Origin of the sequence: Methanosarcina sp. (assembly GCF_049706645.1) — an archaeon.
Lineage (GTDB): Archaea > Halobacteriota > Methanosarcinia > Methanosarcinales > Methanosarcinaceae > Methanosarcina.
Map to the genome: position 1 here is coordinate 1 of NZ_JBNAKP010000036.1, position 18,694 is coordinate 18,694.

General features: G+C 44.5%; 14 protein-coding genes. 8 read left to right on the top strand and 6 right to left on the bottom strand.

All coding sequences use genetic code 11. The annotated features are described in order from the left end of the window. Nucleotides 1–657: 657 nt before the first annotated feature. The 4 genes from ACPK8D_RS12595 (at nucleotide 658) to ACPK8D_RS12610 (ending at nucleotide 5,182) form a co-directional block, all read left to right on the top strand. Nucleotides 658–1,665: a type II glyceraldehyde-3-phosphate dehydrogenase gene (locus ACPK8D_RS12595; RefSeq protein WP_424718208.1), complete on the top strand. Its 1,008-nt coding sequence runs from the start codon at nucleotides 658–660 to the stop codon at nucleotides 1,663–1,665. Nucleotides 1,666–1,860: 195 nt separating this feature from the next. Next, a complete protein-coding gene (locus ACPK8D_RS12600; protein WP_424718209.1) occupies nucleotides 1,861–2,667 on the top strand; it encodes a bifunctional fructose-bisphosphatase/inositol-phosphate phosphatase in 807 nt (268 codons plus the stop codon). A gap of 1 nt (nucleotide 2,668) precedes the next feature. Beyond that, on the top strand, nucleotides 2,669–3,496 hold the full coding sequence (locus tag ACPK8D_RS12605; RefSeq protein WP_424718210.1) for an NAD(+)/NADH kinase: 828 nt from the start codon (nucleotides 2,669–2,671) through the stop codon (nucleotides 3,494–3,496). A gap of 468 nt (nucleotides 3,497–3,964) precedes the next feature. Beyond that, the gene (locus ACPK8D_RS12610) at nucleotides 3,965–5,182 is read left to right on the top strand and encodes a homocitrate synthase family protein (protein WP_424718211.1); all 1,218 of its coding nucleotides are present in this window, start codon (nucleotides 3,965–3,967) and stop codon (nucleotides 5,180–5,182) included. Between the two features lie 167 nt (nucleotides 5,183–5,349). On the opposite strand, the gene ACPK8D_RS12615 is transcribed toward ACPK8D_RS12610, so the two are convergent. The 5 genes from ACPK8D_RS12615 to radC form a co-directional block, all read right to left on the bottom strand. Next, entirely contained in the window at nucleotides 5,350–7,743 is a 2,394-nt protein-coding gene (locus ACPK8D_RS12615) for a DUF3160 domain-containing protein (protein ID WP_424718212.1), read from the bottom strand. A gap of 417 nt (nucleotides 7,744–8,160) precedes the next feature. Beyond that, entirely contained in the window at nucleotides 8,161–8,325 is a 165-nt protein-coding gene (locus ACPK8D_RS12620; protein ID WP_424718213.1) for a hypothetical protein, read from the bottom strand. A 374-nt stretch (nucleotides 8,326–8,699) separates the two neighbouring features. Beyond that, nucleotides 8,700–10,445, bottom strand: a complete 1,746-nt coding sequence (locus ACPK8D_RS12625) for a thiamine pyrophosphate-dependent enzyme (RefSeq protein WP_424718214.1) — start codon at nucleotides 10,443–10,445, stop codon at nucleotides 8,700–8,702. A gap of 264 nt (nucleotides 10,446–10,709) precedes the next feature. Continuing rightward, on the bottom strand, nucleotides 10,710–11,669 hold the full coding sequence (gene mmp11 / locus ACPK8D_RS12630) for a methanogenesis marker protein 11 (RefSeq protein WP_424718241.1): 960 nt from the start codon (nucleotides 11,667–11,669) through the stop codon (nucleotides 10,710–10,712). Nucleotides 11,670–12,074: 405 nt separating this feature from the next. Then, complete coding sequence (radC, locus tag ACPK8D_RS12635; RefSeq protein WP_424718215.1) at nucleotides 12,075–12,764, bottom strand: RadC family protein; 690 nt, start codon at nucleotides 12,762–12,764, stop codon at nucleotides 12,075–12,077. A 183-nt stretch (nucleotides 12,765–12,947) separates the two neighbouring features. On the opposite strand from radC, the gene ACPK8D_RS12640 reads away from it, so the two are divergent. The 3 genes from ACPK8D_RS12640 (at nucleotide 12,948) to ACPK8D_RS12650 (ending at nucleotide 16,863) form a co-directional block, all read left to right on the top strand. After that, nucleotides 12,948–13,799 carry a molybdopterin synthase gene (locus ACPK8D_RS12640; RefSeq protein WP_424718216.1) on the top strand — a complete coding sequence of 284 codons (852 nt, stop codon included), beginning with the start codon at nucleotides 12,948–12,950 and terminating at the stop codon, nucleotides 13,797–13,799. Between the two features lie 68 nt (nucleotides 13,800–13,867). Then, complete coding sequence (locus ACPK8D_RS12645) at nucleotides 13,868–14,539, top strand: molybdenum cofactor guanylyltransferase (RefSeq protein WP_424718217.1); 672 nt, start codon at nucleotides 13,868–13,870, stop codon at nucleotides 14,537–14,539. Between the two features lie 245 nt (nucleotides 14,540–14,784). Then, on the top strand, nucleotides 14,785–16,863 hold the full coding sequence (locus tag ACPK8D_RS12650) for a COR domain-containing protein (protein ID WP_424718218.1): 2,079 nt from the start codon (nucleotides 14,785–14,787) through the stop codon (nucleotides 16,861–16,863). A 12-nt stretch (nucleotides 16,864–16,875) separates the two neighbouring features. Here the strand turns inward: ACPK8D_RS12650 and ACPK8D_RS12655 are convergent, their stop codons facing one another. Next, on the bottom strand, nucleotides 16,876–17,385 hold the full coding sequence (locus tag ACPK8D_RS12655) for a hypothetical protein (protein WP_424718219.1): 510 nt from the start codon (nucleotides 17,383–17,385) through the stop codon (nucleotides 16,876–16,878). A 338-nt stretch (nucleotides 17,386–17,723) separates the two neighbouring features. Here ACPK8D_RS12655 and ACPK8D_RS12660 point away from each other — a divergent pair, with 338 nt between their 5' ends. Continuing rightward, nucleotides 17,724–18,683, top strand: coding sequence for a hypothetical protein (locus ACPK8D_RS12660; RefSeq protein WP_424718220.1), 960 nt, complete (start codon nucleotides 17,724–17,726; stop codon nucleotides 18,681–18,683). The last annotated feature ends 11 nt before the right edge of the window (nucleotides 18,684–18,694 follow it).

The window sequence follows — 18,694 nt, forward strand, 5'->3', positions numbered from 1 at the left end:
TTGAAACAAAATTGAGTATTACAAGAAATGCTGTCAGTCAATTTATAAGAAATCCAATCTATGACTTAGGATAAAATTTACGGAAATAAAAGTTGCCTGCAAAGCAGGCAACTGCGTAAATCCTAATAAGGATAAGTATGGCAGAGAGCTTATGAAGTCTCTACGAAGTATCACTTTTCTGCCATAAGCTTCTACTGTGATTCTTAATCAACTTTTTTGCGGTTAAAAGTCACTTTACTGCTCAATTTTCGGGCATAACCCGCCGAAAAAGGGTCTGTAAGCTCTCGAAGTTCTGAATCTCTCTTTTAGTTTCTTTAATTAATAAGATCTACCCGGGAAAAGCATTTATCTGTTCTTATCTATAACCTCAATGTGATCTAAGATACCAGGTTCAGGCTCAGGTCAATAAATTCGAAGAAATTCTGCTAAAACAGTATCAAAACAGTATCTTGGATTACGCGTCGGGCAGTTTGCAACACACCCGCTAAAGTTACAGAAAAAGTTATAATCTGTGAATACACTTTAAATTTATGCCTACACTATGGACCTATATAATCCGCTGTCCGGAATTACGATATCCGGAAATAATTTAAATTTTCAGTGATTTAGGCTATATCTCGATTTGGGTAGAAGAGGATTGAACAGGATAGGATATAAATGGTTAAAGCAAAAATCGCAGTAAACGGTTATGGAACCATCGGAAAGAGAGTTGCAGATGCCGTACGGGCTCAGGACGATATGGAAATTATCGGAGTTTCCAAAACAAAGCCGAACTATGAAGCTGCAGTGGCCCACCAGCTGGGGTATGACATATATGCACCGGCCGCAAATCTCGGAGCTTTTGAGAAAGCAGGAATGTCTGCCGCCGGAACAATTGAAGAGATGGTCGAAAAGGCTGATCTTGTTGTGGACTGCACACCTGGGGGAGTCGGGGAAGAAAATAAGCCTATGTATGAAAAGGCCGGAGTAAAGGCAATCTGGCAGGGCGGCGAGAGTCATCCGCTTGCAGGTTTCTCGTTTAATGCAGCTTGCAATTACGAGCAGGCTGTGGGTCGTGACCTGGTAAGGGTTGTCTCATGCAATACTACAGCGCTTTGCAGGGCTATCTACCCGATAGATAAGGAATTAGGGGTAAAAAAGGTCAGGGCAGTTCTTGCAAGGAGGGCGGCAGACCCTAACGATGTAAAGAAAGGGCCAATTAACGCAATAGTACCCGATCCTACCAAACTTCCGTCCCATCATGGGCCTGATGTAAGAAGTGTGCTTCCACATATCAATATTACAAGTGCAGCCCTGAAGATTCCGACAACTCTTATGCACGTACACACCGTAAATATGGAAGTCAATACCGATTGTACTGCAGAAGACGTTAAGAATATCCTTGGTTCTCAGCCGAGAATTCTTTTCGTAGGGCAGGGCATATCATCAACAGCGGAAATCATGGAATTTGCACGGGATATAGGGCGCCCCAGAAACGATATGTGGGAGAATTGTATCTGGCCTGAATCCATAACCGTACACGAAAAGGAACTTTACTTCTTCCAGGCTGTCCATCAGGAATCTATTGTAGTTCCGGAAAACGTGGATGCTATAAGGGCCATGATGGAACTGGAGAGCGACGGTGCAAAGTCAATTGAAAAGACAAATAAAGCCATTGGGCTGTAAAGCTCTGGAGAAGACTGAAGCTTTCAGGACTCCGGGTTTAATTTTAAATTTCCGGAGTCCGGCTTTTGAAGTCTGAATATTTATATCAGAAATTCTGAAATACAAAAGACCAGAAATTGAATCCTGATAACTCCATGTCTGGATAACAGAATCTGGCTTAATTTAAAAGAACTGACCCAAAGAACTGACCCGGATATGAATTCAGCAGATTCAGGCTTTTTGAAACTATGTCGGGAAGCTTTTAAAGCTACGTCCGACTCTATTGCAGACCTCAGGGGTACGGATGCTGCAGGTAGCTTTGTTTGTATGGGAGCTGACGGAACCCCGACTTCCAGAATAGATCTTGCAGCAGAGAACGCTATTGTCGAAGTTCTTAGAAACGACGGCAGGTCCATGAGAATTATCAGCGAGGAACTTGGCGAGCTTATTCTGGGAGACTCTCCGGAATTTTCTATCGTTCTGGACCCGCTTGATGGCACCTATAATTCTTCCGTAGGAATTCCTTTTTACAGCCTCTCACTGGCAGTTTCTTCTTACGACCTCTCAGATGTGAGGTTCGGGTATGTGAGTAACCTTGCGTCATGCGAGGAATATTATGCAGACGCCGGAAAGGGAGCTTACCTTAACGGGAAAAAGATCCGGACTTCCCTTAACTCGAATCTGAAAGAGCTGTGTGTCAGCGTGTACGGCTACCGGCAAAACGTGGCAAGGACCCGTAAGATCTATAGCAGTGTCCGGAGAGTCAGGTTACTCGGGAGTGTAGCGCTTGAGCTGTGCTATGTAGCTTCAGGCAGGCTTGACGCTCTTGTAGATGTTCGAAGGGCTTTGCGCGTGACGGATGTGGCAGCAGGGAAACTGATTCTGGCGGAGGCCGGCGGGCTTGTTACGGACGGTTACGGAAACTCTTTAAGACTTCCCGATAATGTTACAGCCAGAGTGGAAATGGTCGCATCCAACGGACTTGTGCACGAAAAGCTTTTAAAATTGCTTTCGGGAGGATAAGTTGGCGATAAAGAAAATAGGAATCTCTTCACGCTGCGATAGACCTGAAGTAATTGAAATGGTCCGGGAAATCCTTGCCCGTTTCAGCTCGAAGGTTAAAATTTTTGTTGCCACTCCCACGGCTGATGTGCTCGGAATAGAAGGGGTTCCGGTTGAGAAAATGAGGGAAGGGGGAGTGGAACTCATTATCAGTGTAGGAGGCGACGGCACTGTCCTCCGGAATATCGCCAAGATGAAAGACCCTCTTCCTATACTCGGAATTAATATGGGTACGCTCGGCTTTCTTGTAGATGTCGAGCCCGAAGACGCTCTTGAAACCATAGAAGAAGTACTTTACGGTTTTTCGTACATCGAAAGAATGCGAGTGGACGTTTTCCTTAACGGGGAAATGCTTGAGACCGCGACGAACGAGATTGCAATAATGTCTGCAAAGCCCGCTAAGATCATCCAGTTTGAAGTTTATGTGGGGGATTGCCTTCTTGACTCGATGCGTGCGGATGGTGTGGTTTTTGCAACCCCTACAGGCTCTACCGCCTATGCGATGAGTGCAGGCGGCCCCATTATAAGCCCCAGGGTAAATGCAATAGTAGTTGTCCCTGTCGCTCCTTTTAAACTCTCCTCAAGGCCCTGGGTTATTCCGTCAGACAGCGAGCTCACAGTAAGATTGTCGGCTCCGAAAAAAGAGGCTGTCATTGCAATTGACGGACAGAAATCCTACAGGATCAGGCCTGATGATATCGTCAAACTTAAAAAATCCAAATTTCCTGCCCGTTTTGTTAAGATTTCGGACACCTGCTTTTATGAAAGGGTCCAGAGGAAACTTACCTGAGAAAAGCCTATGAATCATCTGAGAAAAGCCTATGAATCATCTGAAAGAAGCCTTATGCATTATCTGAAAGAAGCCTTTATTTATCACCTGAAAAATGCCTTTACTTAAAGTTCAGTTTTTCCATTAATTTCAATATTTTTCTATTATCTGAATAACTTCAAATCATTTAATCAGGCTTCAATATGAAGTCTCTTGGTAGAGATCAGGTTATCGAATTTAAGTTTATCTTCTATTTAATTTTCAAGACGCCGTTGCCGGAAATTCTTTTCCTCCAAGGAAAACATTTATACATGTGCAGGTAAAGCTATGCTTAATTTTGACGAGATACAAGATTTTCTGATTTTTAGGGGCTTTTGAACCCTGGTACCTCCTTATTCAAGCCTTGAGCTGGTCTCTGGCTGTATTACCTATATATCATTAAAAATAATCAAAAATCTCACGGTAATAAGAAACTAAAGGAAGCTAACCATGTTAGAGAGCGAGCAGTATTCCAGAAATAATCTTATGGATCTTATACAATATCGTCCCCTGGATATCGAAATTTGTGACGTGACTCTCCGTGATGGGGAACAGACTCCAGGCGTTGCATTTACAAAAGAACAGAAGCTGGCAATTGCCAGTGAGCTTGATTCCATGGGTATTGAGGTTATAGAAGCCGGGTTTCCTGTGGTTTCGGAAAACGAAAAGGAAATTGTAAAGGAAATTGCAAATCAGGGTTTTAAATCAAGAATCTGCTGCCTTTCACGAGCGGTAAAGGGGGATGTGGATGCCGCCCTTGAATGTGATGTTGATATTGTGAGCATTTTCATTGCTATGTCCGATCTGCACCTCAAATATAAATATCACAGAAGTTTTGAGGAAATGCTTCACTGCGCCAAGGAAACCATTGAGTACGCAACTGACCACGGACTGAAAATACGTTTTGCAGCTGAAGATTCAAGCCGGACACCAATTGACCGTCTCAAGCAGGCTTTTAAGGAAGTTGAAACCGAATATAAGGTACAGTATGTAAGTCTTGCGGATACGATTGGTATCCTGAACCCGACCACGACTCAGTACCTTGTGAGTGAGATTTACAAATCAGTGAACACTGCAATATGCATTCACTGCCACGATGACCTTGGTATGGCTACCGCAAATACCCTTGCTGCTGCCGAAGCCGGGGCAAAGCAGCTCCATACAACCGTTAATGCGATCGGAGAGCGAGCAGGAAACGCTTCCCTTGAAGAAGTAATGGTAGCCCTGAGGGTGCAGTACGGCATAGACCGTTATGATACTACAAAGCTGACTTCCCTTTCCAGGATGGTCTCGGAATATTCGGGCATCACACCCTCTGTAAACAAAGCCGTTGTCGGACAGAATGCCTTTACCCACGAATCCGGAATCCACGTTGCCGCAATCCTGGAAGAGCCGCGCACCTATGAACTCTTCCTCCCGGAAATGGTTGGCGGAAAGCGCAACCTCGTTGTCGGGAAGCACACAGGTAAAAAAGCCCTTAAAGGCATTATTAACAGCATAGGCCTCTGCCTTGAACGGGAGGAACTCTGCGCCCTGATCGAAAAAGTCAAGGTCTGCACCGAAGAAAAGCATAAAAGCATCTCACGGGAGCAGCTTGAAAGGCTGATTACCCAGGTCAGGCAGGAACAGAAGATAACAGAAAAAGGAGAGGAGAAATTTTCTGTTTGAAAACTCTTTACCTGTTTGAAAACTCTTTGCCTGTTTAAAAACTCCTTACCTATTTGAAAACCCTTACTTTTTTACTTATTTTTTAATTATTTCCTGTCGCTTTTTATTTTTTGCATTCTTTTCTATTTCTTTCTCACTCTCCTTATACCATTTCCATTCAGTAAAAATTAAAAAATATAGGTGGAAGCCCACTCGGGCCTCTCCGGCGGGTTCACCTCAAGTATTTCTCTCCATTTTTCATCGGTCAGGCGGTCGGACATGGGCTGCTTGAACTCGTAATAGCTCATAACCGGCCCGGCTCCCATAAGGATCCTGCCGTCCGGAAGCTTATACGCGACCACCAGCATGTCAACATACCCGACTCCTTCTTCAAGCACGGCTTCCGTATTTCCATCGGTATGGACATCAGCCACGACTGTGGTTTTCCTGGCTTTCTCGTCAACATCCTCTATGGTGCCTTCAAGCTGGTCCCCAAAAGTCCTGATAAACTCATAATCTTCGGCTGTCAGCTCCTGGTTTTCGAGTTCCTTTTCAGAGATAGCCTGAAGCCTCGACAGGACGTCTTCAAGGTTTGCAAGCCTTGTCTTTGAAACCGGGTCAAGCACGCCCATCTCGTCCAGGCCCTGGTTTGTCATTCTTGTTAAGGCAAGCAGGCGGGCGTAGAAGTCAGGGACAGGTTCCACATAACCGACCACTGGTTTTTCTTCAGGAAGCATACATGAGGTTTCTTGCATGGTGTAACTTTGTTTGGCGTAGAGGATAGTATCGTGCCTGAGCTCGGTCCAGGAAGCCAGTGAAGTACCCAATGCCTTATCCTGCCAGGCAGCGGTCTGCATAAAGGTCGGATACCCTGCCCATTCATCTTTCAGGAGGGGCTGGAGGGAGTAAAGCCAGGACCAGTAGAGGTTCCTGTTCCATTCGGCTGCGCTGAGGTTCGAGAATTCCGATTTTATTTTTCCATACTGGGCACTGTAGTTCTCATAACTGGAATCGTTCAGTTCGTCGAGCCAGTAAACTGCCCTTTCCGACCCAAGGAGGGCCATCGCATCAAGCCCGCGCGGGAATCCGCGAATCGGCCTTCCGGCTCCTGAAATCACCAGAGTAAACGTGGTTTTATTTTCAGTATATTCTCCCTCTAATTCTCCCATATATTCACCCGTATAAGCTCCGACCAGGTTTGAAAATACATAGGAATCAGGAATAAAGCGCTGTCCCATAAAGCGGAAGCCTGTGGTATTTTCGAGGCACTGGTCTGCCTGCTCGGGGGTAAAGGGCGGCTCAAGAACACAATTTCCGGTACCTCCATAAATTTGGGGCCCCGGATACTCTGCAAGCTTAACTTTCAGTTCCTCAACTGCTGTTTCGTTAAATTCCCTTTCTTCGCTGCCAAACACCGAGTTCAAAGCTTCCATATACTCATAGGGCCCAAGGTCATCGGAAAAACCCACATAAAAAGCCGTAACCCCATAGATCCGGTCCCAGTGCTCAAGAAGTTCAGGTTCGCTCTGGAACTGGGAAGAAATCAGGCTTGCCTGGATAGTCTGGATGCGGGCATCTTTTGCAGGATCTTCGGATTTAATCAGTTCACCTTTCAGGAGCATGCTCATCCTGCCGTGCCACATAAACGCCCTGAAATAGTTTTGCAGTTTCTCAGAGCGAGTATAGTGGCCTCTTGGCACATACTGAGAATAATCTTCCTCATAAAGGAAAATCGGAGAAAGTCTAAAACCCTCGTGAGCTTCGATCAGGGCAAGTTCGGCTTCAACGTCTTTTTTAACGAATCCGGGAACTTCAAACGGATATTGCTTTTCCGAACCTGCAGGGAAAAGGGACTCGTCAATAAAACCGTAAGGATCTTCTGCTCCCTGTACCTGTGCGGGTTTAGGCTGAAGGAGGCTCAGGGCGACAGCAAAGTAGGCTGCGTTTCTTCTTGCAGCTTCCTGTTCTTCTCCTGCGGCGGTATTATATTTCTCGACAGAAGCATTCAGCAGGGCAAGATCGGTCTCCCAGAGAGTATCGTAAAATTCCTTCTCTTCGATCTGGCGAAGGGTTTCATCAAACTGAATGTGGTAGAGATGCAGCAGGGAATCCGTGGTAATGAAAACAGGGATTTCATGTTCTTTAAGGGTCGCATACATTGAAGTTATGTCCTCTTCTTCGGGATTGTAAGGATTTTCGATTACCACGAAACCATTACTTTCCAATATTTTGAGGGTTGACTCATTCAGAGGAATTCTGCCGGAAAAGTTTCCATAATTCGAAATATCTTCCCTTTGCAGGGGTAATTCGTAAGAAGGCGCTTTTAACTCAATATCGAGAGCTTCAAGCCTGTAATTTCCTGCAACGGCGGAGTTTCCTGCCTCAGTGCCGGAAAGCTTTACTTCTTCGGTTTCCAGGCGGTTCACTGGAGAGGATACGCTGGAATTAATTTCTCCTTTCGTTTCTGTCCGATTTTCTCCGCTTAACCCGGAACTCTGCTCCAGGCATCCTACTGTAAGGAAAGAGGCTAAAATAGTTAGAAGAATTAAATGAGTCACAACTAGCTTTGTTCGATGCTTCATTATTTCATTCCCCTCGCTTTAGATTCTATGTTAAACCGGAGCTTGCCTGCCCGGAAGGTGAGGTTTTTATCTTCTCAGTCTTATTGATTCGGATCTTTCCTTTACAGATACAGGCTTTCTGCTACTGATTAGGATTTTCTACGATTGATTCAGACTATTCCTGTTTTGTGACTGAAGACCTGCATAAAGGGTTAAAACATCTAAAAAATCAATTTCCTTTGATAGTTATCTCAGCAAAATATTTTAACTTATTCGGAGCCGGTTAATTAATTCGTTCCCAGCATTATGAAAATAAAAATTAAGACAGGCTTGAAGCGATCCGATAATAAGAATTAAGATCCGAGCAGCTGGATTTTTTATATTGAGAGGAAGAAAAGAGGGGCCGTTTTCTTCTTCCCTTTTTTCTCTTTTTCCCAGTTAGTCGTTCGGACTCAGAGGATCTATCCTAAAAAGCAGAATCATGAATAATGCAGTTACAGTCCCTGTTCCCCATAAAAGCGGGTCTTTGGTAAGATTCAGGAGCGTGCCCATTACCAGCAGTAAAGCTCCGATTGTCAGTAATATCTGAAATTTTCTCTCCAATTTTTTCCCCCATATTTCCCTTTTGAGTAGTTAACTCTCAAACATCAGCTAAGGTGCTAAAAAGCACCAACCGGTTTTCCATACTTTTAATTGATCTTTCTTCGTTATTTATTTTTTCACAGAATGTTTATTTTATAAATCCTGAAAGTTTTAAAATCAGAAATTTTTAATTTCGCATACCTGGAATGATAAATTTCTCAATCGTAAAACGAAAGGTTTTAATTTCATATCTTGAGGCAACGCGAAAATTAATCGGGACAGGATCGAATTAAAATCTCCGGTCGAGAATTAAAAAAATAACAATCGGCTTAAAAAGAAATAAAAGCTGCTGAATTTAAAAAATAAAGAATAAAATTAAAGGGGAGGTGCCGGGATCAATATTTCCTGCACTTCGCTTTTATAAATACTACGGAAAGCCCGGGTAGCGCAAGTTTTGCCCGGATCAGCTCCGAGAGTTTGGGATTCAGGATCTGCTTTTCTATTTCAGACCGTGTTTCTCTCTCACTGCCAGTTATATCTGCCGCTGTTTCAGTTCTATCTGTTACTTTCTCAGTTTCATCCGGCACTTTTTCTTCATCAGTGTCGATATCGAAAACTGAAACATCAGGGGTTATTGCCTCAACCACTTTCCTGAGCTCTGGGGCAGCCTGCCCTCCGGTCATGGCTGCAACCTCATTCTGGAGCACGAGCACAAGCACATTGCAACCTGTAGTCGCGGCACTCAGTAGCCCTAGAATGCCCGAATGTGCCAGGGCGAAATCTCCTATTACGGCTATGCCTTTTTTCTCAAAACCACATGCAACCGAGATTGCCGAGCCGAGAGCAAAGCTAACATCTACTGCCGCAAGGGGCTCGGGCGCGCTCCGGACGGAACAGCCCATATCCCCTGCAACCCTCACCTCAAGCGTGCTGAGCAAACGGTAAAGGGGAAGATAAGGGCAATCGCTACAGATTAAAGCCCTGCTTCCGGCCTTGACGAAGGCAGCACCTGCAGGTTTTAGAATTTCTTCTCCGATATGCTCAAGGGCAAATTCAAGATCCTGGGGCCTGACCTGCCCGTACGGAAGGTGCCCTGTTTTTTTCCCATAAACATTACCCGCAATCCGGATCTGCTCTTCTATAAAAGGCTCGGACTCTTCGGCAACGAGTACCCTCTGGTTACTTTTCAGAAAAGCCTTTATTTTGCCGAGAGGAAGCGGGTTCACAAGGTTGAGGGACAGGTGGGAGATTTCGGGATAAGAAATCTCAACAAGAAACTCTTTCTTTTTTTCCAGTATTTCTTCAACTACCGAGGACATGAAACCTGAGGAAATAATACCTATTTTTCCATGCCCCGAATCTGATCCGTATCCTGTTTTTTCGGTCGTCTTTTCCTTTACCTCATTCAGGTCCGTATTTTCAGCTTCCTCTTCCAGCAGGGGGTAGGTTTCGGAGTGAAAGAGCCGGTGTTTTTCCACCATCCGGCTCTTCCAGATTGCGCGATCGAATTCAGGATGGGGAGCTGAAGCTTCCGGAAGGCGCCTTATTTTCCCTTTGCTTTTTTCCAGGTCTGCGGTGATCCGCAGTATAACAGGCGTTCTGGTTTCTTCCGAAAGCTCGTAAGCCCGTCTCAAAGCCCTGTATGCAGTATCGGGGCTAGCCGGATCAAATACAGCTATCTCTGCTATTCGGCCGTACCATCGGGAGTCCTGTTCATTCTGAGAGCCTTTTGCGCCGGGGTCGTCTCCTGCAATTATGACAAGGCCAGCCCCGATGGTGTGTGTAACCGAGGTTATAAGAGGGTCCGAAAGCAGGTTCATCCCGACGTGCTTTACAAGCACAAGTGCCCTTCTGCCGGAAACCGACGCCCCGAGAGCGATTTCGAGGGCAATTTTTTCGTTTGTTAGCCACCTGGCGCTATAATCCCGCACTATTCCAGAAACTGCTGCCCCAGAGGGCGGGGCCTCTGCTTCTGAAGCTTCTAAAAGCTCTTTTTCCCCGGATTTTCTCAAAAAAAGCTCCATAAGGGAGGTAACAGGATACCCGGGAACGCCTGTTATGAGGCTGATATCACTGTCAAGGGCTGCAAGGTAAAGGGCTTCAAACCCGGTGCACTCTGGTGTTTCTTTTTCTTCTTTCAAACTGACCCCCCGCTGCTGGAATTCAAAGGATGCCGTATTCAAAGTTCAGTATAATTTAAAGTTCTTTATGACTCACTTAAAATTCCTTATGACTCAAAATCCGGATAACTTAAAGTTCCGTATAACTTAAGATTCCATATAATTTAAAATCCTTACAAATCAAGCCCGGTATAACCTGAGATTCGATAATTTAAGGTTCCGATTACTTAAATTTCGATTTGAGGTTTCTAATTCGAGATTCCTGCTTTATTGATCCCTGTTTTCTTAAATGCCACTTTTAATCTTTTCCATCTCAAGGGGCTTGATCTGAGTGCCAGGAATTATAGATTCTTCAGGCCTTCCGAACCAGGGAAGAGAAGCAAGTGCACCTATTACCCCGTTACCGTCAAGCAGGACTTCCACGCCGTTTTCTCTGGCGCACTGCAAAGCCTCGGCTTTAAGGATCCTTTCAGTCCGACCGCGGTTGCTATACTCGTATAGCCCTTTTGCATAGAAATCCGAAAGGACAACCATTCCGGTTTGGGCTGAGGCACTGTATTTTTCAAGCGCTTTTTTGAAAGCATTTGTCAGCCTTGATTTTGCTTTCTCATCCACACAGCCGAATTCAAGTACTGTAGACATGCAGTTCTGGGTCTTTTCCGGAACCGGGAAAAGCTGGACAAGAGCATGGGAAAGATAAACGGCTTCCTGGCAGTCCAGTTCCTTTGCAATATTGTGAGTCAGGGTCCAGGTGGCTCCTATTTCTTTTGAGTCGGTATCATCTATGCCTATTAGGACACGGTCCCTGCGCGGAACTACAATCGTCCCCTTTGCGCATTTCTCGCCCCCGGACTCGGAGATGTTGTATCGAAGCACCCCATCTGCAAATGCCCTGCAGCGGGTTGCGCCCACGCCTCCGCCTCCCAGTCCTGCATAGGTGATTTCTACCTCGTCCCCCTGCACGATTACGGATTCAATGCCCGCGGCTGCGACGGAAGCTTTGAGTTCGAGGTTTGAAGTCCCGGTTTTCATGAAATAGCGGATCATATTTCCGGTTGAACGGGCTTTCAGGACAAGGGGCGCTTTTGCATAATGGTAAAGGGACCAGGCGGCCCCACTATAACAGTTGGAGTGCTCAATGATCTCCGCATACTCATTTGCCGCGTCACAGATAGCGTAAATGCCCTTATAAGGTACAGTATACGGGTCATCCAGGGTTATTTCCTCAATATTTCTGTTGTCCAGTGCACAGGCATTTATATGTTTTGTAATTCAAAAAACCTCCTTTTTAAAGGGAATAGGAACTGGGAGGGAAAAATTTGTTTAATCGAAAAGCCCATTTCTTGTAAATATATATAAATATCGTAATATTGTAAGTTATATAAGCGGATTATTATTGTGCAAATAGGCTGAATACAAACTATCAGTTATATATTTGACTATAATCTCTGGAAGTGATATTCAGCCTGATTTCTGATTAAATAAAGCTACTTTCGATAAACACTTCTGATAGAATAAACTAACCCATAAAGCATATATTATGAATTTACCGGGCAGATCTGGCTTTTATGGCTCTTATGGCCCTTGTGGCTCTTTAAGAGCTTTCGATCTGAAAGCTATCTCTCGAGTTCTGGCGCTTTAGTCTTTCTTTTATTTTACAAAGCCCTCGTCTTTAAGGCTCACATACCTGCCGTCCCCGATAATAATATGGTCAAGCACGTCAATTCCAAGGAGTTTTCCTCCTTCTACCATTTTCTCGGTGACCATTATGTCCTCCCGGCTAGGGCTCGGGTCCCCCGAAGGGTGGTTATGGACCATGATTACCGATGCTGAGGACTCCAGAAGGGCGGACTTGAAAACCTCGCGCGGGTGAACAATGCTCGCATTCAGGCTGCCTACGGATACGACTTCTTCTTTCAGGATCTGGTTTTTTGTATCAAGGCAAAGTGTTATAAATTTTTCTTTTTTCTGTTCACGCATTTTAGGGTACATCAGGGCATACACGTCCCTTGGGGAGCAGATTTTCCTTTTGGGCTCTTCCGCAAAAGTCTCAAGCCGGCGAGCAAGCTCGAAAACTGCAGCTATCTGGGCAGCCTTTGCCTTCCCTACTCCATGAACCTGCATAAGCTTTGAAATATTTGCAAGACTGAGTTGTTTGATGCTATATTCTGTGAATATCCGGCTGGACAGGCTGACAACATTTTCTTCCCGTGACCCTGTCCTCAGGATAACTCCAAGCAGTTCCGCGTTTGAAAGCGATTCCGGCCCGTTTCGAATAAGCCTCTCCCTTGGGCGTTCTTCTTCAGGTATATCATGAATCCTGACTTTATTTATTTCCAATTTAACCCCTCTTTTTCTCATGTTTAAATTTCTCAAACTCTCCATGGATTCTATCAATGTCGACTCTCTATAGATAATATCAAAGTTTCAATATTTGAATCTTCACAAAACGCCCTGTAAAATTAAATAAGAAATAAAAAGTGCCGGCCCTTACTTATACCGGAAAGTGTATAACGCTCTTTGATGAAAGTCATTTCAGTTGTCGGGTATAAAAAATCGGGCAAGACCTCCCTTGTTTCAGCGCTCGTCCGGAATCTTTCCGGATTCGGGACCGTAGGCACTGTAAAACACATGGGGGAGCAACGCCTCAATCCCGCAGATACCGATACGGGCAGGCACTTCGATGCGGGAGCTGATATGGTAATTGGATTAACGGGCTCAGAAGCAACCGGCACCGAGCTTGTCACATTCTCCAGGGACTCTGACCTTGAGCACGCGCTTGACCTGCTCTGTGACCAGGGGCTTGATTTTGCCGTGGTGGAAGGCTTTAAGGAAAGCAATCTTCCGAAAATCGTGATTGGCGACCTCCAGGGCGTTTCCAACGTTGTTTTAAGAATGCCTCCCGATGTCGATATGCACGAGGAACTTATAGCCTCCCTTGTAGGAATGACCCTTGCCCAGCCTGACCGCTACACCCTGGAAGCCCTTATCAAAAAAGCCAGGAAAATCCCTGCCATCCGAAAAGCAGGCGCAATCGGCACCTTCACCGGAATCGTCCGTGAGCTGGCCGGTGACGAGAAAACCTCCAGGCTCGAATTTGAAAAATACGAACCCGAAGCCTCAAAAGCCCTTGACCGCATCCGGGAAGAGCTCAAACAAAAAGAAGGCATCCTTGAAGTCCTGATCCACCATAAAACAGGCATCATCAAAGCCGGAGAAGACATAGTATACATCGTTATCGCAGCCGCCCACAGGACCGAACTTTTCCCTGCCCTCAGCGAGGCCATAGAACGCATAAAAGCCGAAGCCCCGATCTGGAAGAAGGAATTCACGGAAAAAGAGGAATTCTGGGTCCACGACAGGGAACATGCCTGAAAACGAAAGGAAAAACTCAGGTAAGCAGAAAGGAAACCGAAATTACAAAAAACTCCGGAAATGGTCAGATGGGCGGAAAAACAGAACCAGACCGAGAACAAATGAAATTCAGAAGCGCTATCGTCCTGGCGGGCGGCAGGGGCAGGCGGATGGGCATGGTCGAAAAAGCCCTTCTCGAATTCGAAGGAAAAACGATCCTTGAACGCCTGCTTGAAAGCCTTTTCCGGGCTGTGGACGAGGTTATTCTCTCGGTCCGGGACAAAAACCAGGAAGAAAAGCTCAGGCCGGTGCTTGAAAAGTTCCCTGCCCGTGAAATCCGTTTCTGTTTTGACACTCTGGAAGATGCCGGCCCCCTTGAAGGCATCCGGGCGGGGCTGCTCGAATCAAGGGCAGAATATTCTTTTGTCTGCGCGGGCGATATGCCTTTTGTGGATTCCTGGGTTGTAGACCTGCTGTTTGAGAAAGCAAGCGGACATGATGCTGCCCTTCCGAAATGGGAAGATGGGAATTTTGAACCTCTGCATGCAGTTTATTCCAGAAAACTGATCCCTGAAATCGAAAAAGCCTTTGAGAGAGGAAAGAGGTCTGTGCTTGCGCCGGTTTTTGAAATGAAGGATGTGGTGTTTGTCGGGGTTTCGGAAATTCGGGAGATTGATCCTGAGTTAAGGAGTTTTGTGAATATTAATACGGTTGAGGACATTGAATTTATAATCGGATCTACATTGGGAAACGAAAAATAATATTAAGTTCCTGTAACCGTTGTTGATCGTTTTTTAATTGCCGAAAAGCCGTAATATCATCTTTTACCGTTCATGTCCGCGCTTTGCGCGGCTTTTTCTCTCCGACATCATAAAATCGAAAGTTATTTAGACAACAATACCTTCTATTTTTAGAATCAGTTGTCATCTGCTTAATAAAGCTTCATTGACGGTAATTTCAAAGGCTTATTGAGTTTTCGATTATTTTTTGCTTAAGGCGGGATCATATGGAACTGAATGAGATCAAAGATCTGATTAGAGAGGCTAAAAGAAATAACGCGACTACACTAGACCTTTCGTTCAAGGAACTGACTTCGCTGCCACCGGAAATCTTAGAGTTGAAAAATCTTACGACACTTTATATATCTAATAATCAATTGACTTCGCTGCCGCCGGAAATCTCAGAGTTGAAAAATCTTACGACACTTGACATATCTAATAATCAATTGACTTCGCTGCCGCCGGAAATCTTAGAATTAGGTCTGTATATTACGTGGAAGTATCAATTGGGAGAAAAAGGAATATTTTTAGAAGGAAACCCTCTTGAAATTCCTCCTGTGGAGATTGTAATAAAGGGCAGAGAGGCGGTTATCAACTATTTTAACTCTCTTGAATATGGGAAAGAACCATTAAATGAAGTTAAAGTTTTGCTAGTAGGGGATGGTGAAGCAGGTAAAACTTCGCTGATGAAGCGGATTTTTGGAGAAGAAGTTGATGGAAATGAGCCTCAAACACAGGGTATCAATATCAGGAAGTTGATAGTAAACAATGGAGATCGGGAAATCAAGGCTAATTTCTGGGATTTTGGCGGGCAAGAGATCATGCATGCCACTCACCAATTTTTTTTGTCAAAAAGGAGCCTTTACATTCTGGTGTTGGATGGAAGAAAGGATGAGAAGCCCGAATACTGGCTTAAGCTAATTGAAAATTTCGGTGGAGATTCCCCTGTTTTAGTTGTGATCAATAAAATAGATCAAAATCCAGCGTTTGAACTGAACAGGAAATTCCTTCAGGAAAAGTACCCATCTGTCAGAGGTTTTTACCGTTTGTCCTGCAAGTCGAACGAAGGGGTTGAAGAGTTCTCAAAATCTTTGCAAGAAGAGCTGACGAAGGTAAAACACCTTGAGATCAAGTGGCCTAAAAGCTGGTTCAACGTAAAGAGCAAGCTTGAAAAAATATGTCCAAATTGTTCATCTAATTTTGAGGATAAAAATGCTTGTGAGTACTTTAATTTTATAGAATATAAAGAATATAAGCAAATATGTGATGACGAGGGGATCAAAAGCGAATCAGAACAAGATACTCTTGTCGATTTCCTTCATGATTTAGGCGTAATAGTCCATTTTAGAGATATACCACTTTTGAACACACATGTTCTTGAACCTGAATGGGTAACTAATGCCGTATATAAAATTGTCAATTCTAAGGATATTGTTGAGTCCAGAGGAGTTTTAAAACTTAATATGCTGCCTGAGATTCTGAAACAAAGAAACGAAGGTGATTTCTTCTATCCGCCAAACCAATACGGTTTTATTATTAGTTTAATGAAAAAGTTTGAACTTTCTTATGGTCTTGATGATCAAACTGTACTCCTCCCTAGCTTACTGGAAATTCAGGAGCCTAATTTTGAATTTGATTATGAAGGAACTCTGAGGTTTATAATTGACTATGATTTCCTTCCTCCTTCAGTAATGCCGCGTTTCATCGTGAAGATGAACAGGGACATAAAAGACGATCTTCGCTGGCGTACAGGTGTGGTTCTGGGAGATGAGAACTTAAATTCTTCTGCTGTGGTTAGAGCTGATAATGAGGCAAAGAAAATAAGTATTTACGTTAATGGGAAGCAAAGAAGAGATTATTTTGCCGTTATCCTTAAAAAATTCCGGGAAATAAATAAAAGCTTTGAAAAACTAAAGGCTACAGAAAAAATTCCGCTTTCTGATAAACCTGAAGTAACTGTTAGTTATAAGCATCTTATCAAGCTAGAACTGAAAGGAGTCGAGGAGTATATGCCTGATGGCTCTGATTATGAGTACAGGGTAAGTGACCTTCTCGGAACCGTTATCAATAGAACCAGAGAGAGGGCATTACTGGAAGAAATATTGCGAATAACAGAAGCTAATGGAAGTAATGAGAAAGAGATTTTGAATATACTGATGGCTCTTCAGGAAATGGAAAACGAATTTGATACAGAAGATACTTTACTCGAAAAGATAAATAGTGTTATTACATTGAATCCCAATTGGAACGGATTAGGTATTAATTTCAATGAGATAGTCAGACTGTACTTAAAACATAAAAAGTAATATTCTTTATTCTTATTTCCCCGCATCCTCTATCTCAAACTTTACATTCCTCTTCCTAAGCTCTTTAATAATTTCTTCCATAAACACCCCGGGCCCCGGCTCATGTCTATGGTGGAATTCTTTTACCTTACCTGGCTCTCCGCCGACGGATGTGATTTCCACGCCGCATGAGGGGCTTTTCGGAACGCCGAGAATTTTAATTTTCACGCCCCTGGCTGAAAGGCCTTCAAGCAGGTCTGCAATATGGGTAAAGATTTCCCGGCAAAAGCGCCTGTAGGCAGGGTGGTCGAGCTGGTCTTTAGTGATTTCCCGACGCCTCATGCCGAAAAACATGGCTTCCGGGCAGGGAAGCTGGATAACGTTCGCGCCCTGCGTGTCGATAGGCCGGGCGGGTTTTACGCCTTTCACCCTTGTAAGGGGGTTAAGCAGGCAGTGGCCTATGACCAGAACCTCTTCTTTATCGTCGCCGGCAGCGGGATTTTCGGCAGCCTGGGGATATTCGCAGTTTTCCAGCTTTTTCATGTCACCACCTGTATTCGGCTTCTGCCTGTATTTACTTTGTATATGTTTACTGTTCGCCTTTTATATGTTTACTGTTGGCTTTCTATATGTCTACTGTTCGCCTTCTATATGTCTACCAGTCGCCTGGTACACTTTTATTCTTCGCCTTATACACGTTCGCTGGCCACCTTCTATTCAGCTCTGGTATTAACTTGACATTAATCTGGTATCCACCTGGTATCCACCTGTATATTTCTTTGTACGAAAACAAGAGATTTTATATTTATCTTCTGCATATGTATTCGAAAATGGTATCTGTGAGCCTGCATACCAGCTATACTTTTGCTACCTGTTAGGATATGATTGCAAAAGAGGTGCAGGAGCACTGCCTTTACATTGGAAGGTCACGGCATATGCATGAAGAGTTTGGAACATTACTTAACAGAGGATTCAAAAGCTGGGTTAGAAATTTAAATATCTGTATTCCGTACATCCTTAATTTCCTTATTAACCTGATTCTTTATTTCCTTTTCTTTGCGCTGATGGGCTTGTTGCTCTTTACTTCAGGCACAGGAACGATTATAGACCCTGCTTCTCTTTCCGACGAGGAAATTTTTGCCATGATGTGGGGAGGGTTTTCTGAGAACCTCACATTATCCGTATCTCTGCTTCTCGGGTTTTTCCTGTTTGCGATGCTCGTGCAGTCCTTTTTCACAGCAGGAGCAATTGGAATGGCGAAAAAGGCCTCCGAGACCGGGGATACCGTACTCTCGGACATGCTGGTTTCGGGTTCGAAAAATATCTTCAGGCTTTTCATGGCAGTCCTGCTAATTGCCCTGCTCCTGCTTGTAGGGATCATATTTCTGGTGCCCGGAGCCCTAGCAGTAGGGAGCCTGAGTTCGCTGGTCGAAAATCCGGAAGCTTCGGTGCACGGCATGACCGCGCTGGTTATAGGAGCCGTTCTCTGGGCAGTGTACATAATAATTGTCAATCTCGTGCTTTCCCTCAGCACATATGCCCTTGTGATCGATGAGCTTGGGCCTCTTGAGGCTTTGAGTACGGGTTTTGGTTTCTTTATGAATAATAAGCTGGACGTTTTCTTTATCTGGGTAATCACTATAGGGCTGGCTTTAATCAACAGTTTCGTCGGCGAATTAGCAGGCTCGGGAAACATTCTGGTCGCAGCAGTTACATCTCTGGTTCCGGTTGTGGTTCTGCAGCCTCTCACAGCAGTCCTGTGGACACGCCTCTATCTGACCAGAAAAGGAAAAAAGCTCTATAACCCTTCAGATCTGCTTTCCGACCCGGATAGCATCTAAAAGGCTGGTTT

Excerpts from the sequence above, each read along its gene's own strand:
- ACPK8D_RS12595 (WP_424718208.1), top strand. The coding sequence starts at position 658 with ATGGTTAAAGCAAAAATCGCAGTAAACGGTTATGGAACCATCGGAAAG.
- ACPK8D_RS12600 (WP_424718209.1), top strand. The coding sequence starts at position 1,861 with ATGAATTCAGCAGATTCAGGCTTTTTGAAACTATGTCGGGAAGCTTTT.
- ACPK8D_RS12610 (WP_424718211.1), top strand. The coding sequence starts at position 3,965 with ATGTTAGAGAGCGAGCAGTATTCCAGAAATAATCTTATGGATCTTATA.
- ACPK8D_RS12615 (WP_424718212.1), bottom strand. The coding sequence starts at position 7,743 with ATGAAGCATCGAACAAAGCTAGTTGTGACTCATTTAATTCTTCTAACT.
- ACPK8D_RS12640 (WP_424718216.1), top strand. The coding sequence starts at position 12,948 with ATGAAAGTCATTTCAGTTGTCGGGTATAAAAAATCGGGCAAGACCTCC.
- ACPK8D_RS12645 (WP_424718217.1), top strand. The coding sequence starts at position 13,868 with ATGGGCGGAAAAACAGAACCAGACCGAGAACAAATGAAATTCAGAAGC.
- ACPK8D_RS12650 (WP_424718218.1), top strand. The coding sequence starts at position 14,785 with ATGGAACTGAATGAGATCAAAGATCTGATTAGAGAGGCTAAAAGAAAT.
- ACPK8D_RS12655 (WP_424718219.1), bottom strand. The coding sequence starts at position 17,385 with ATGAAAAAGCTGGAAAACTGCGAATATCCCCAGGCTGCCGAAAATCCC.
- ACPK8D_RS12660 (WP_424718220.1), top strand. The coding sequence starts at position 17,724 with ATGATTGCAAAAGAGGTGCAGGAGCACTGCCTTTACATTGGAAGGTCA.